The 14,352-nt window shown below is 60.9% G+C and carries 12 protein-coding genes and 6 tRNA genes; 6 read left to right on the top strand and 12 right to left on the bottom strand.

What is annotated here, in order from left to right; all coding sequences use genetic code 11:
- The first annotated feature begins 130 nt into the window (after window positions 1–130).
- From AB5Y51_RS05175 to pbpG, 3 genes are all read left to right on the top strand, one after another.
- Complete coding sequence (locus AB5Y51_RS05175) at window positions 131–1,423, top strand: hemolysin family protein (protein ID WP_029313724.1); 1,293 nt, start codon at window positions 131–133, stop codon at window positions 1,421–1,423.
- Between the two features lie 18 nt (window positions 1,424–1,441).
- Entirely contained in the window at window positions 1,442–2,107 is a 666-nt protein-coding gene (locus tag AB5Y51_RS05170) for a DedA family protein (RefSeq protein WP_039040923.1), read from the top strand.
- A gap of 136 nt (window positions 2,108–2,243) precedes the next feature.
- Window positions 2,244–3,071 carry a D-alanyl-D-alanine endopeptidase gene (gene pbpG, locus AB5Y51_RS05165; protein WP_041214408.1) on the top strand — a complete coding sequence of 276 codons (828 nt, stop codon included), beginning with the start codon at window positions 2,244–2,246 and terminating at the stop codon, window positions 3,069–3,071.
- Window positions 3,072–3,398: 327 nt separating this feature from the next.
- Here the strand turns inward: pbpG and AB5Y51_RS05160 are convergent.
- From AB5Y51_RS05160 to alaS, 9 genes are all read right to left on the bottom strand, one after another.
- Window positions 3,399–3,475, bottom strand: a tRNA-Arg gene (locus AB5Y51_RS05160).
- 27 nt (window positions 3,476–3,502) lie between these two features.
- Window positions 3,503–3,579, bottom strand: a tRNA-Arg gene (locus AB5Y51_RS05155).
- A gap of 27 nt (window positions 3,580–3,606) precedes the next feature.
- A tRNA-Arg gene (locus tag AB5Y51_RS05150) sits at window positions 3,607–3,683 on the bottom strand.
- Between the two features lie 25 nt (window positions 3,684–3,708).
- Window positions 3,709–3,785 (bottom strand) — tRNA-Arg (locus AB5Y51_RS05145).
- Window positions 3,786–3,879: 94 nt separating this feature from the next.
- Window positions 3,880–3,956: transfer RNA gene (locus tag AB5Y51_RS05140), tRNA-Arg, on the bottom strand.
- 4 nt (window positions 3,957–3,960) lie between these two features.
- Window positions 3,961–4,053 (bottom strand) — tRNA-Ser (locus AB5Y51_RS05135).
- A 212-nt stretch (window positions 4,054–4,265) separates the two neighbouring features.
- Window positions 4,266–4,454 carry a carbon storage regulator CsrA gene (gene csrA / locus AB5Y51_RS05130; protein WP_005315760.1) on the bottom strand — a complete coding sequence of 63 codons (189 nt, stop codon included), beginning with the start codon at window positions 4,452–4,454 and terminating at the stop codon, window positions 4,266–4,268.
- A 93-nt stretch (window positions 4,455–4,547) separates the two neighbouring features.
- A complete protein-coding gene (locus AB5Y51_RS05125) occupies window positions 4,548–5,795 on the bottom strand; it encodes an aspartate kinase (RefSeq protein WP_010672822.1) in 1,248 nt (415 codons plus the stop codon).
- Between the two features lie 16 nt (window positions 5,796–5,811).
- Complete coding sequence (gene alaS, locus AB5Y51_RS05120) at window positions 5,812–8,436, bottom strand: alanine--tRNA ligase (RefSeq protein ID WP_010672821.1); 2,625 nt, start codon at window positions 8,434–8,436, stop codon at window positions 5,812–5,814.
- An 83-nt stretch (window positions 8,437–8,519) separates the two neighbouring features.
- On the opposite strand from alaS, the gene AB5Y51_RS05115 reads away from it, so the two are divergent.
- Window positions 8,520–8,687: a hypothetical protein gene (locus AB5Y51_RS05115; RefSeq protein WP_368178125.1), complete on the top strand. Its 168-nt coding sequence runs from the start codon at window positions 8,520–8,522 to the stop codon at window positions 8,685–8,687.
- A gap of 21 nt (window positions 8,688–8,708) precedes the next feature.
- On the opposite strand, the gene AB5Y51_RS05110 is transcribed toward AB5Y51_RS05115, so the two are convergent.
- The 3 genes from AB5Y51_RS05110 to pncC form a co-directional block, all read right to left on the bottom strand.
- On the bottom strand, window positions 8,709–9,215 hold the full coding sequence (locus tag AB5Y51_RS05110) for a regulatory protein RecX (protein WP_041212324.1): 507 nt from the start codon (window positions 9,213–9,215) through the stop codon (window positions 8,709–8,711).
- A 41-nt stretch (window positions 9,216–9,256) separates the two neighbouring features.
- On the bottom strand, window positions 9,257–10,321 hold the full coding sequence (recA, locus tag AB5Y51_RS05105; RefSeq protein ID WP_010672819.1) for a recombinase RecA: 1,065 nt from the start codon (window positions 10,319–10,321) through the stop codon (window positions 9,257–9,259).
- A gap of 80 nt (window positions 10,322–10,401) precedes the next feature.
- The gene (pncC, locus tag AB5Y51_RS05100) at window positions 10,402–10,893 is read right to left on the bottom strand and encodes a nicotinamide-nucleotide amidase (RefSeq protein WP_368178149.1); all 492 of its coding nucleotides are present in this window, start codon (window positions 10,891–10,893) and stop codon (window positions 10,402–10,404) included.
- Between the two features lie 199 nt (window positions 10,894–11,092).
- On the opposite strand from pncC, the gene AB5Y51_RS05095 reads away from it, so the two are divergent.
- Both AB5Y51_RS05095 and mutS read left to right on the top strand, forming a co-directional pair.
- Complete coding sequence (locus AB5Y51_RS05095) at window positions 11,093–11,500, top strand: Spy/CpxP family protein refolding chaperone (RefSeq protein ID WP_010672817.1); 408 nt, start codon at window positions 11,093–11,095, stop codon at window positions 11,498–11,500.
- Between the two features lie 263 nt (window positions 11,501–11,763).
- Window positions 11,764–14,334: a DNA mismatch repair protein MutS gene (gene mutS / locus AB5Y51_RS05090; RefSeq protein WP_368178124.1), complete on the top strand. Its 2,571-nt coding sequence runs from the start codon at window positions 11,764–11,766 to the stop codon at window positions 14,332–14,334.
- Window positions 14,335–14,352: the final 18 nt, after the last annotated feature.

Raw genomic sequence — 14,352 nt, 5'->3', positions numbered from 1 at the left:
CGCAGTTTTATCCCTCCCGCCGGGGCGATATTCAAAAATTCACGAGCCAAATCACCTCCTTTCACAAGCGCAGAGCCCGCAAATTCATTACACTGCCAGCGGTCTTTTCTATCGGGAGTGCTGCTGCAGTATGGAAATATTGATCCTGTTTGGATTGATTTTGCTCAATGGCGTCTTCGCCATGTCGGAAATCGCCATCGTGACGGCACGCAAGGCACGCCTCGCCAAAATGGCAAGCGAAGGGAGCCGCTCCGCCGCCATCGCCCTCAAGCTCGGGGAAGATCCGACCCATTTCCTCTCCGCCGTGCAGATCGGCATCACCAGCATCGGCCTGCTCAACGGTATCTATGGCGAGTCCCTGCTGGCCCAGCCCTTCGCTCTCTGGCTGCAGGAGTGGGGGCTCTCTCCCAAGAGCAGCAGCCTGCTCGCCACCGTCATCGTGGTCGTGCTGGTCACCTATCTCTCCATCGTGGTAGGGGAGCTCGTGCCCAAACGCCTCGGACAACTCAGCGCCGAGCGCATCGCCTGTCTGGTAGCCCGCCCCATGCTCTGGCTGGCGACCCTGACCCGTCCCTTCGTCTGGTTGCTCTCCGCCTCCACCAACGCCAGCCTGCGGCTGCTGCGGGTCGATCAGCGCAGCAGCAACAACGTCACTCAGGAGGAGATCCACGCCATGCTGGTGGAGGGCTCCGAAGCGGGGGTGATCGAGGACCATGAGCACACTATGTTGCGCAACGTGTTCCGCCTCGACGAACGCAGCCTGGCCTCCCTGATGGTGCCGCGCAGCGACATCCGCTATCTGGACCTGTCACTGCCGCTGGAAGTGAACCTCCAACGTCTGGTGGAGTATCGCCACAGCTTCTTCCCTGTCTGTGACGGCAGCCTGTCGGATCTCGTCGGCATCCTCAACGTCAGCAAGGTGCTGCACGCCTACATCAAGGGAGAGCCCATCGATCTGGCGGCGCTGACCCAGGACGGCAGCCTGCTGCCGGAGACCCTCAACGGCCTGGAGCTGCTCAACCACTTCCGTACCCACTCCGAGCACATGGTGCTGGTGGTGGACGAGTATGGCGAACTGCAGGGGCTGGTCACCCAGCAGGATCTGCTGGAAACCCTGGCCGGCGACTTCCAGCAGGAAGATGGGGAAGACAACTGGGCCTTCCAGCGCGCCGACGGCAGCTGGCTGCTCGACGGCCTCATTCCGCTGCCAGAATTGAAGGACTGTCTGGAGCTGGTTCGTCTGCCGGAAGAAGAAAAACATCACTATCACACCCTTGGAGGGCTTATCATGCTGCTCCTTGGCCGCCTTCCCCAGACCGGAGACCTGGTCACCCTGGAACAGTGGCAACTGGAAATCGTGGATATGGACGGCCTGCGCATCGACAAGGTGCTTGCCATGCCCTTGACCGACCAACCCAGCTAACCTGCGGAGTTTGCATGTATGGAGCAGTTTTACCACCTGGCTCACGCCTTTATGCATCAGGATCTGGCGACACTCTCTGATCCCAAGATGGTCTTCATGGTCTATGTCGTCCTGCTGACCTTCCTGGTGCTCGAGAATGGCTTTATCCCCACCGCCTTCCTGCCAGGGGATACCCTGCTGATCCTGACCGGCGTGCTGATCTATCAGGGGGTGTTGCCGATGGCAGTGGTCCCGCTGCTGATCATGGCGACCTTCGTCGGTACCTGGCTTGGCTACATGCAGGGGCGTTTCCTCGGCCACACCCGGATGTATCACAGGCTGATGTCCCATCTCGATGACAAGCACAAGGAGAAGGTGCACTACCTGCTCAACAAGTACGGCATCATCACCCTGATCACCGCCCGCTACATCGCCTTCGTGCGTACCGCCTACCCCTACATCGTCGGTGCCAACGAGATCCCCCAGGGGCGCTTCCTGGTGGTCAACCTGATCAGCTCCATCATGTGGATCTGCCCCCTGGTCGGGCTGGGTTACTACCTGAGCCACACCAAGCTGGCCGCGCAGTATGAGTCCCAATTTCTCAGCGTCATTATCTACCTGCCGGTCGTGCTGCTGGTGGGCGGCCTCATCGCTCTGGTCTGGCGCTGGTGGAGCAGACGCAAGCCCGGCGTCTCCAGAGAGTGAGACAAACCACAGGGTCGCCCACAGGCGGCCCTTTTTTATGGAAAATAGTGGAGAATTCCCCCTGCTCGCTCTTGTAAAGCAGGGGCAAAAATGAGTGAATCTAGCGCCTTTTTTCGCTGTGGATGGAGTTGGTTGTATGGGGTGTTGGATTCGCGCAATCGCGCTGGTAGGTGGATTGATGGGACTGCTGGGTTCGCAGACAGCCCTGGCGACCCCCGACCCGGCCAAGCTGCAGCTCAAATCGGGCAGTGCCCTGGTGATGGACGTCAACACCGGCAAGACCCTGTATCAGAAAAACCCCACCCGGGTGCGCCCCATCGCCTCCCTCACCAAGCTGATGACGGCGCTGGTGGTGCTGGATGCCCGCCAGAACCTCAATCAGACCCTGACCATCGATCAGAACGACAGGGACAACATCAAGCACACCTATTCACGGGTGCGCATGGGCACCCAGGTCAGCCGCCGCGACGCCCTGCATCTGGCGCTGATGTCCTCCGAGAACCGCATGGCCTCGGCGCTTGCCCGCCACTACCCGGGGGGTCGCCAGGCCTTCATCCGCGCCATGAACAACAAGGCCCGACAGCTCGGCATGCGCAACACCCGCTACTATGACTCCACCGGTCTCTCCACCCGCAACGTCTCCACCGCCCAGGATCTGGCCAAGCTCCTCTCTGCGGCCTATCGACAGCCGCTGATCCGTGAATTCACCCAGGACACCAGCAGGGAGATGCGCTTTCGCAAGCCGGCCTACAGCCTGATGTTCAACAATACCAACCCGCTGGTGAAGAACCCGGACTGGGATGTACGCCTCTCCAAGACAGGCTATACCGACGAGGCGGGCCGCTGCCTGCTGATGCGTGCCAAACCGGATCGTCAGGAGCTCGCCATCGTACTGCTCAACTCGGTGGGCAAACGCACCCCTGTCGGGGATGCCAACCGCATCCGCAAGTGGCTGAAAAGCTGATTCTCTCCACGAAGATATGAAAGGATGCCGCGGCATCCTTTTTTATTGCCCGCCAAATGCCTCAGCAGGCCGCCAGAGGGCGCCAGCCCCGCACAGCATAGTGCGTTATGGTAAGGGCACCCAGGTCCACAGGCACGGCCACGGGATGCGTCAGCAGCCTGCCACGCAAGATACGTCGAGAATGGTTACCCAGGGGCACGTGCAGCCAGGGGGAACCGTCCCCCGTGGGAGCGTCAGGGAGAAGGACACGAGAGAGGCAACCCCATGATGGGGAGGAGGAAATCGCCCATAAAAAAACAGCCCCGACTGACGTCGAGGCTGTCTGTATGGTGCGCCCGAGAGGATTCGAACCTCTGACCACCTGGTTCGTAGCCAGGTACTCTATCCAGCTGAGCTACGGGCGCTCACAACTTGTTGCACTGCTTGAAATATGGTGCGCCCGAGAGGATTCGAACCTCTGACCACCTGGTTCGTAGCCAGGTACTCTATCCAGCTGAGCTACGGGCGCTCATAAATTGTTGCACTGCTTTAAAAATGGTGCGCCCGAGAGGATTCGAACCTCTGACCACCTGGTTCGTAGCCAGGTACTCTATCCAGCTGAGCTACGGGCGCTCATAAATCATTGTATTGCTTGAAATGGTGCGCCCGAGAGGATTCGAACCTCTGACCACCTGGTTCGTAGCCAGGTACTCTATCCAGCTGAGCTACGGGCGCCCTGTTTTCAAACGATAAAAAAAGCTTACTCAACAGTAAGCCTTCTTTAGTGCCGACTTGCTGATGGTCAACACATGACTCCAAGAGTCAAATATGGTGCGCCCGAGAGGATTCGAACCTCTGACCACCTGGTTCGTAGCCAGGTACTCTATCCAGCTGAGCTACGGGCGCAAAATGGCGGAGAAGGGGGGATTCGAACCCCCGATGCGGGTATAAGCCGCATACTCCCTTAGCAGGGGAGCGCCTTCAGCCTCTCGGCCACCTCTCCGTTTGCGGGGCTGATAATACTTCACAGGGATTTTTAGTCAAACACTTTTTTGGAGAAAACAGAGCGTTCGCTCAGCATTTGGCCAAAGAGTGGAATATTCAAGCAATATCGACACTTACCCAGTAGTTACGCGCTCTGCAGGCCGATTTGCAGGCCCCTGAAAAACAAAAGGCGACATCCGGGATGTCGCCTTCAGGCAGCCATGAAATGGCTTAGAAATTCGGTTGGCCCGGGACTTTCTCGGCCTGTATCCGCATGTAGATCTCTTCGCGGTGTACGGAAACCTCTTTCGGTGCATTCACACCGATACGAACCTGGTTCCCTTTTACGCCCAGTACGGTAACGGTTACTTCGTCACCAATCATCAGGGTTTCCCCTACACGACGAGTCAAAATAAGCATTCGCTTGCTCCTGTATCCTGTTTTGTATTTATATCGATATGCGCCATTATCTTACAAAGATACCGATATGGTAAATGGTTGAAACTAAATCAATCAGGGATTGTTTCCCAAGGGCTGCTCATGAGGCTCTTGATCCAACCCGAACGCCGAGTGCAACGAACGCACGGCCAGCTCCAGGTACTTCTCGTCAATCACCACGGATATCTTGATTTCAGAGGTGGAGATCAGCTGCATGTTGATCCCTTCCTCACCCAATACCTTGAACATGGTGCGCGCTACACCAGGATGATTCCACATGCCGACCCCGACGATGGAGACCTTGGCGATCTCTCCGTTGCCCTGCACGCAGGCGGCCCCCAGCTCGCTGGCGGTCTCCTCCAGCAAGGCGCGGGCCCGGCGATAATCATCGCGATTCACCGTGAAGGTGAAGTCGGCGGTACCATCCCCCATGGTGTTCTGCACTATCATGTCGACATCTATGTTGGCGTCGCTGATCGGATTCAGGATCTGCGCGGCCACGGTCGGCCTGTCCGGCACACCCAGAATGGTCAGGCTGGCCTCGTTGCGATTGAACGCAATGCCGGATACCAGGGGTGCTTCCATCCTCTCACCTCCATATGTGATTAAGGTTCCCTCTCCGTCGACGAAACTCGACAGCACCCTTAGCGGCACGCGGTACTTGCCCGCGAACTCGACCGAACGGATCTGCAACACCTTGGCTCCGAGACTCGCCATCTCGAGCATCTCCTCGAAGGTGATGGTATCGAGGCGACGCGCCTTGGGTTCGATGCGCGGATCCGTGGTATACACCCCGTCCACATCGGTAAAGATCTGGCACTCATCGGCCTTGATGGCCGCAGCCACGGCCACCGCGGTGGTATCCGAACCCCCTCGGCCCAGGGTAGTGATGGCATTGTGCTCATCGCGCCCCTGGAAACCGGCAATCACCACCACCTTGCCGGCCCCGAGTGCGGCTTCCACCTGCTCGGTGTCGATACGGGTGATGCGCGCCTTGCCATAGGCGGAGTCGGTATGGATGCGGACCTGATCACCGGTCATCGAGACTGCGGGGCAACCGCGCTTGTTGAGCGCAATCGCCAGCAGTGCAATGGTGACCTGCTCACCGGTGGAGATCAGCACATCCATCTCACGCCGATTGGCATCCTGGTCCAGCTGCTGGGCCATGCCCAGCAACCGGTTGGTTTCGCCCGACATGGCGGAGACCACCACCACCACATCATGTCCCTGGGCACGGGTCAGTTGAACCCGCTCAGCAACTGCCTCGATCCGCTCCAGCGTGCCGACCGAGGTGCCACCGTACTTCTGTACATAGAGTGCCACAGATCACCTCGCCCGCTTACAGGCGCTCTTCCAGCCAGGAGTGAACGGATTGCAGCGCCGCCGGCACCGCCTCAGGCTGGGTACCACCCGCCTGTGCCATGTCGGGACGACCACCGCCCTTGCCACCCACCTGCTGGGCCACCAGATTGACCAGCTCACCAGCTTTGACCTTGCCGGTCAGGTCATTGGTCACGCCCGCGATCAGGTTGACCTTGCCATCACTGCTGGTTGCCAGCAGCACGACACCGGATTTCATCTGGTTCTTCAGCTCGTCCAGCATGCCGCGCAGGGATTTGGGGTCGACCCCTTCCAGGGCGGCAACCAGCACCTTCTGGCCATTGATGTCGATGACCTGACTCAGCAGGTCGTTACCCGCCTGCGCCGCCAGCTTGGCCTTGAGCTGTTCCAGCTCGCGCTCCATCATCTTGGCCTTGTCCAGTACCTGGCGAACCTTGTCGGCGATGGAGAACTGATCGCCCTTCACCAGCGCGGCGGCCTCTTCGATCTGTTCACCCAGCTGGTGCATCAGATCGATGGCGCTCTTGCCGGTGACCGCTTCGATACGGCGCACGCCAGCCGCGATGCCGCTCTCGGCGATGATCTTGAAGAAGCCGATATCACCGGTGCGCTTGGCGTGAGTACCGCCACACAGCTCGGTGGAGTAGTCGCCCATGCGTACCACGCGCACATCGTCTTCATATTTCTCGCCAAACAGCGCCATGGCACCGGCTGACTTGGCCTCTTCCAGCCCCATCAGCTGGGTGGCCACCTCGTGGTTGGCACGGATCTGGGCGTTGACGAGCTCCTCGATCCGGCGAATGGTCGCCATGGTCAGCCCTTCGAAGTGGGAGAAGTCGAAGCGCATGCGCTCGGCGCCCACCAGGGATCCTTTCTGGGTCACATGCTCACCCAGCGCCTGGCGCAAGGCCGCGTGCAGCAGGTGAGTCACGGAGTGGTTAAGGGCGATGGCCTGACGACGGTCGCCATCGACCACGGCCTCGACCTCGGCTCCCTTCTCCAGGGTACCCAGTTCCAGATAGCCCTTGTGGATGATCGCCTTGCCCGCTTTCTGGGTGTCGGTGACGGCGAAGATGCCGTCATCCACCTTGAGGATGCCGCTGTCACCCACCTGACCGCCGGACTCCGCATAGAAGGGGGTCTCCGCCAGCACGATCACTGCCTCTTCACCGGCGATGAGGCCATTGACCTCGACACCATCCTTGTAGATACCGACCACCTGGGTGTTCTGGCTCAGCTGCTTGTAACCGGTAAAGGGGGTCTCGAAATCGAGCTTCAGCACGTCGTTGTAGTTCACGCCGAAACTGGAAGCCTCTTTCGCGCGGGCGCGCTGCTTCTCCATCTCGGCCTTGAAGCCCTCTTCGTCGATGCCGATCTCGCGCTCGCGCACCACGTCGGCGGTCAGGTCGGCCGGGAAGCCGTAAGTGTCATAGAGCTTGAACACCACTTCACCCGGGATAACCTTGGCATCACCGAGGTTGGCCAGGACGTCTTCCAGCAGCAGCAGACCTCTGTCCAACGTGCGGACGAATTGCTCCTCCTCGATGCGCAACACTCGCTCGACCAGCGGCAGCTGGGCGATCAGTTCTGCCGCCACATCCTTCATCTGCACGGCCAGCTCGGCAGCCAGCTTGTAGAAGAAGACGTCGGTAGCACCCAGCTTGCGGCCGTGACGCACGGCGCGGCGGATGATGCGGCGCAGCACGTAGCCGCGACCTTCATTGGAGGGCATGACACCGTCAGCCACCAGGAAGGCGCAGGAACGGATGTGGTCCGCGATGACGCGCAGGGACTGGTTGCTCAGATCCGTGGTGCCGACAATCTCGGCCGCCTTCTTGATCAACGCCTGGAAGATGTCGATCTCATAGTTGGAGTGCACCCCCTGCATGATGGCGGAGATACGCTCCAGACCCATGCCGGTATCCACGGACGGACGGGGCAGCGGCTCCATGGTGCCGTCAGCCTGACGGTTGAACTGCATGAAAACCACGTTCCAGATCTCGATGAAGCGGTCGCCATCCTCTTCCGGTGAACCGGGAGGGCCACCCCATATGTGATCGCCGTGGTCGTAGAAGATCTCGGTGCAGGGACCACATGGGCCGGTATCGCCCATGGCCCAGAAGTTGTCGGATGCATAAGGAGCACCCTTGTTGTCACCGATGCGCACGATGCGATCGGCCGGCACGCCGACCTCTTTTTCCCAGATGTCGAAGGCTTCGTCGTCAGTCGCGTAGACGGTCACCAGCAGGCGCTCTTTGGGCAGCTTGAGGGTACCGGTCAGGAATTCCCATGCAAACCGGATGGCGTCCTGTTTGAAGTAGTCACCGAAGCTGAAGTTGCCCAGCATCTCGAAGAAGGTATGGTGACGGGCGGTATAGCCGACGTTTTCCAGGTCATTGTGCTTGCCGCCAGCCCGCACGCAACGCTGGGCCGTGGTGGCACGGTGATAGGCACGCTTGTCGGCGCCAAGGAACACGTCCTTGAACTGGTTCATCCCTGCGTTGGTGAACAGCAGGGTCGGATCGTTGTGCGGTACCAGCGAGCTGGAAGAGACAACCTGGTGCCCCTGGGTGCGGAAATACTCGAGAAACGCAGCGCGAATCTCTGACGTGGACATGTACATGGAAAATCCTGCTTGATTCGAATACGGACTTTTAACCGCATTAATGTAAGTTTTCTGCAAGGTAAAGTAAAACGTGGGGACCCTTGGCGGGTGAAATAGCCCCCAAGGGGCCAGCGCTTGGCAGCAGCACCCGCAAGGACGTCACAACAGGGCGGCTTCAGGATGCCTCGCTCGACCACAGGGCCGCCATCGACAGACCCGGCGAAGGGCTGATATTCCCCACCAGCCGCACCGCACGCCAGTTGCTATAGGTGTTCAACCTCGGCGCGCCACTATTGCTCACCTTGCATGGCTGAGAGGGCGTAACGGGCTTGTTCCTGGGTAAAACCACGCCCCATCAGATATTTGAGCCACTTCATGCGCAGTTTGAAGTCGGCAAGGTCGGTCGCCTTTGCCCGACGCGACAACAACGCAAGCGCCAGTTCGAACCAATCAAGCTCGGGTTGATCCAGGGCCGCCTCGATCTGGGTGTCATCCAGCCCCTTGCGGCGCAGGTCGAAGCGGATCCTGAGCGGACCATGGCCTTTGGCCGCACCAGCACGCACCGCCATGGCACCGTAACGATCGTCATTGACCCAGCCATAGCCACGGCAATGGTCGAGTACAACGGCGACCACCTCCTCCTCGAATCCCTTCTGACGCAGGCGTCTGGCCAGCTCGGACTCCGCACTTTCGCGGCGAGCAAGACTGCGCATGGCAAAGGCGCGGGCGGCGGCGACCAGCTCTTCAAAGGTCAATTCGACGGGCTCGCCCGTTTCGTTCACTGATTCATCCACCATAAACAACAAGGCCGGGTATCAACCCGGCCTTTCCTCATTCCTTATTCGAACTCTTGTTCGTTTTCGGCTTCAAACTCGTCGTATTCTGCAGCCGTGGCCTTCTCTTCCACCGGCGCGGCGCCGGAGAGCAGCAGCTCGCGCAGCTTCACTTCCACCTCGGCAGCCAGTGCCTTGTTTTCGGAGAAGAGCTTCATCACGTTGGCTTTGCCCTGGCCGATCTTTTCGCCGTTGTAGCTGTACCAGGCCCCCGCCTTGTCGATCAGCTTGTGCTTGACGCCGAGATCCACCAGCTCGCCCTCCTTGGAGATACCGGCACCATAGAAGATCTGGAACTCAGCCTGCTTGAAGGGTGGCGCCACCTTGTTCTTGACGACCTTGACGCGGGTTTCGTTGCCGACCACCTCGTCCCCTTCCTTGATGGCGCCGGTACGACGGATGTCAAGGCGCACGGAGGCGTAAAACTTCAGAGCGTTACCACCGGTGGTGGTCTCCGGGCTGCCGAACATGACACCAATCTTCATCCGGATCTGGTTGATGAAGATGCACAGGCAGTTGGCGTTCTTGATGTTGGCGGTCAATTTACGCAGCGCCTGGGACATCAGACGAGCCTGCAGGCCGACGTGGGAGTCACCCATTTCGCCTTCGATTTCCGCTTTCGGGGTCAGGGCCGCCACGGAGTCGACGATGATGACGTCGACGGCATTGGAGCGCACCAGCATGTCGCAAATCTCCAGTGCCTGTTCACCGGTATCCGGCTGGGAGATGAGCAGGTCGTCAACGTTGACGCCCAGCTTGGCGGCATAGATAGGATCCAGTGCGTGCTCCGCATCGACGAAGGCACAGGTCTTGCCCTTCTTCTGGGCTTCGGCGATCACCTGCAGGGTCAGCGTGGTTTTACCGGAGGATTCCGGACCGTAGATCTCGACGATACGACCGCACGGCAGACCACCGATCCCCAGCGCCACGTCCAGAGAGAGAGAGCCGGTGGAGATGGCTTCGATATCCATGGTCTTGCTGTCGCCCAGACGCATGATGGAGCCTTTGCCAAACTGCTTTTCGATCTGGCCCAGCGCAGCCGCCAGTGCCTTCTGTTTGTTCTGATCCATGCCAATCTCCGCTGGGAATCGTGAGTAAGAAGTGAAGTTGGGCTAAGTATACTGTTTATGCATACAGTATCAAGCCCAATTTATTTGAGCAGTGCCAGGAGTCCGGACAAGGCCTGTCTGACCGCCTGCTGGCGCACCTGATGGCGATCCCCATCGAAACGGGCAAGCAGGGAGTGGTGACGACCGGTACGATCTGCCCAGGCAAACCAGACAGTGCCGACCGGTTTCTCCTCGCTGCCACCACCAGGCCCGGCGATACCGCTGATGGCCACGCAGATACCCGCATCGGAGCGGGCCAGGCAGCCCCGGGTCATCTCCAGCACCACGGGTTCGCTGACGGCGCCGTGGCGCAACAGGCTGTCGATGCTGACGCCGAGCATCTGCTGTTTGGCTTCGTTGGTGTAGGTCACGAAACCGCGATCGAACCAGGCAGAGCTGCCGGCAGTATCCGTGATGGCAGTGGCAACCCCGCCGCCGGTGCAGGATTCCGCCGTGGCGGCCAGCCAGCCTCTGGTCAGCAGTGCCTCGCCCAATTCCCGGGATAAGCGGGAGATCTCTGCTTCAAGTCCCATCATCGCGTCCTCTTCCGGCCTCTTCCAGGCGAAATATGGCGCTCATTATGCAGTTGCCCCGCTCCTCGGGCAACCGACCCCGGGGCCACTGCGTCAGCAAGTTGTCGTCGCTTAAGCTCCAGTACATGGCTGCTCGTTATCATGTTCCAACACCGCCATGCATGCGGTTTCCATCCCATCAGACCAAGGAGAAAGCCGGATGAAGCATCCGTTCAACGTCGCCATGACAGCCCTCGCAATGTGTATCGCCACCCATGCCTTTGCCACCGAGGGTACCGCCGAGCTGCAGAGCGAGACCACCCTGGCCCAGGAGCTGAACCTCTCCAGCGCCCAGGTGGAGCAGATCAAGGGGCTGCGCGAGCAGGCCACCAGGGAGCTGGGCTCAATCAAGCTCGACGCAATCGGCCAGGACGTCATCGTCAACATGATCAAGTCCGGCAAATGGGATGAAGTGGCGGCGAGAAAGCAGTTGCAGACCATCAGCGACGTACAGGCCGAGGCCCGCTACCATCGCGCCCACTACCTGTTCGAGGTGAGCCGGGTGCTGACGCCCGAGCAGAAAGCCAAACTGCACGAGATGCTGAGCGGCGACGAAGCCATGTACTGAGAGCGACACTCTCCCCGTCTCTCCCATCCCCGCATCCGTGCGGGGATGCTATTTCTCCTCCCCCATGCCTCTTCTCGGCCAGGCTCCCCCCAGGCCACTCTGGTCAGCATCAGCCGGATGCACAGATCCGCGACGGGACGCCGGCTTTGCCCCCAAGACGGAGATTCCTCCTCACCATCTTGCCTCGAGCATGTAGAATGGCCCCCAGATTCAGACCCATGACGGCAGACGTTTGCCCGCAAGAGCACCTTCTGGAATAGCACATGACAGCACAATACCAAGCGCCAGGCGCCAACTTGAGCGCCCACACCCCCATGATGCAGCAGTATCTGACCCTCAAGGCCGAGAACCCGGAGATCCTGCTGTTTTATCGCATGGGCGACTTCTACGAGCTCTTCTACGACGACGCCCGCAAGGCCTCCCAGCTGCTCGACATCTCCCTGACCAAGCGCGGCCAGTCGGCCGGCAGCCCCATCCCGATGGCCGGGGTGCCCTATCACGCCATCGAGGGGTATCTCGCCAAGCTGGTACAGCTCGGCGAATCGGCCGCCATCTGCGAGCAGGTGGGGGATCCCGCCACCAGCAAGGGGCCGGTGGAACGCAAGGTCATTCGCATCATCACCCCGGGTACCGTCTCCGACGAGGCGCTGCTCAGCGAGCGGCAGGACAACCTGATCGCCGCCGTCTACCACGATGGCCGCCGCTTCGGTTACGGCACCATGGACATCGGCTCCGGACGCTTCTTCATCAACCAGTTCGAGAAAGAAGAGACCCTGCTGGCGGAGCTGCAACGCACCAATCCGGCGGAGCTGCTCTACCCCGAATCGTTCGCCTTCCTGCACCATGTCGAGGGTCGCCGCGGTCTGCGCCGCCGCCCGGAGTGGGAGTTCGAGCTCGGCACCGCCCGCAAGCTCTTGTGCCAGCAGTTCGGCACCCAGGATCTGGTGGGCTTTGGGGTCGAGCAGAGCGAGACCGCCCTGTGCGCCGCCGGCTGCCTGATGCAGTACGTGAAAGACACCCAGCGCACCGCCCTGCCCCACATTCGCAGCGTGCGCCTGGAGCAGCCCGACCATGCGGTCATCATGGATGCCGCCACCCGCCGCAATCTGGAGCTGACCCAGAATCTGGCCGGCGGTCACGACAATACCCTCTCCGCCGTGCTCGATTGCACCGCCACGCCGATGGGCAGCCGCCTGCTCAAGCGCTGGATCCACCAGCCGATCCGCGATCGGGTGATCCTCAAAGGTCGCCAGAGCACCATCAAGGAGCTCATCGAGCAGAACCTCTATGACGAGCTGGGCGGATTGCTGCGCCAGGTCGGCGATGTGGAGCGGGTGCTGGCCCGCCTCGCCCTGCGCTCGGCCCGCCCGCGCGATCTGACCCGATTGCGGCAGGCTTTTGCTCAGCTGCCCGAGTTGCAGCGTCTGCTGGCGGAGAGCGAGCACGAGGCGGTGCAGCAGCTGCGCGAGCGGGCGAGCACCTTCCCCGAGCTGTTCGACCTGCTGGAGCGTGCCGTGATGGAGGTGCCGCCGGTGCTCATCCGCGATGGCGGCGTCATCCGTGAAGGGTTCAATCAGGAGCTGGACGAGCTGCGGGATCTGGCCAATGGCGCCACCGCCAGCCTGGCCCGCATTGAGGAGCGGGAGAAGGCGCTCACCGGCATCAACACCCTCAAGGTGGGCTACAACAAGGTGCACGGCTTCTATATCGAGGTGAGCCGCGCCAACAGCCACCTGGTGCCGGCCCACTACATCCGCCGCCAGACGCTGAAAAACAACGAGCGCTACATCATCGATGAGCTGAAGAAGTACGAGGACAAGGTGCTCACCGCCCAGGCACAGGCGCTGGCGCTGGAAAAACGTCTCTACGAAGAGCTGCTCGACGCCCTGCTGCCCCACCTCGGCGATCTGCAGGAGTCTGCTGCCGCACTGGCGGAGCTGGACGTGCTGGCCAACCTGGCCGAGCGGGCAGAGACCCTCGACTATCGCTGCCCCACCCTCATCAACGAGGATCAGATCATCATCGAGGCGGGCCGCCATCCGGTGGTGGAGCAGGTGATGACCGACCCCTTTATCGCCAACCCGATACGGCTGGAGCGGGAGCGGCGGATGCTGATCATCACCGGCCCCAACATGGGCGGTAAATCCACTTACATGCGCCAGACCGCACTCATCGTGCTGCTGGCCCATATCGGCGCATTCGTGCCCGCCGACAGCGCCCGCATCGGCCCCATCGACCGCATCTTCACCCGCATCGGAGCGTCGGATGATCTCGCCTCCGGCCGCTCCACCTTTATGGTGGAGATGACCGAAACCGCCAATATCCTCAACAACGCCACCGCCCGCAGTCTGGTGCTGATGGACGAGATTGGCCGCGGCACCAGCACCTACGACGGCCTCTCCCTGGCCTGGGCCTGCGCCGAGCAGCTGGCGAGCAAGATTGGCGCCTACACCCTGTTTGCCACCCACTACTTCGAGCTGACCCGCCTACCCGAGCTGATGAGCGGGCTGGCCAACGTCCACCTGGATGCGGTGGAGCACGGCGACACCATCGCCTTCATGCACGCGGTGCAGGAAGGTGCGGCCAGCCGCTCCTACGGCCTGCAGGTAGCGGCGCTGGCCGGGGTGCCGAAATCGGTGATCCACCAGGCCCGCCACAAGCTGCACGAGCTGGAGAGTGCCACTCCGGTGGCCGCCGGCGAAAGCCGTCCGGCTCCGGTCACTCTCGCCCCGCAACCCCATCCTGTGGTGGAGGAGCTGGCAGCAGTACGCCCGGACGAGCTGACCCCGCGACAGGCCCTTGACCTGCTCTATCGACTCAAGCAGATGCTGTAGCTAACGACCGCCGAACAG

Origin of the sequence: Aeromonas sp. R7-1, assembly GCF_040908115.1 — a bacterium.
Taxonomy (GTDB): domain Bacteria; phylum Pseudomonadota; class Gammaproteobacteria; order Enterobacterales; family Aeromonadaceae; genus Aeromonas; species Aeromonas caviae.
Note: the sequence above shows the minus strand (reverse complement) of the source record. Positions and strands in the feature narration are given on the sequence as shown.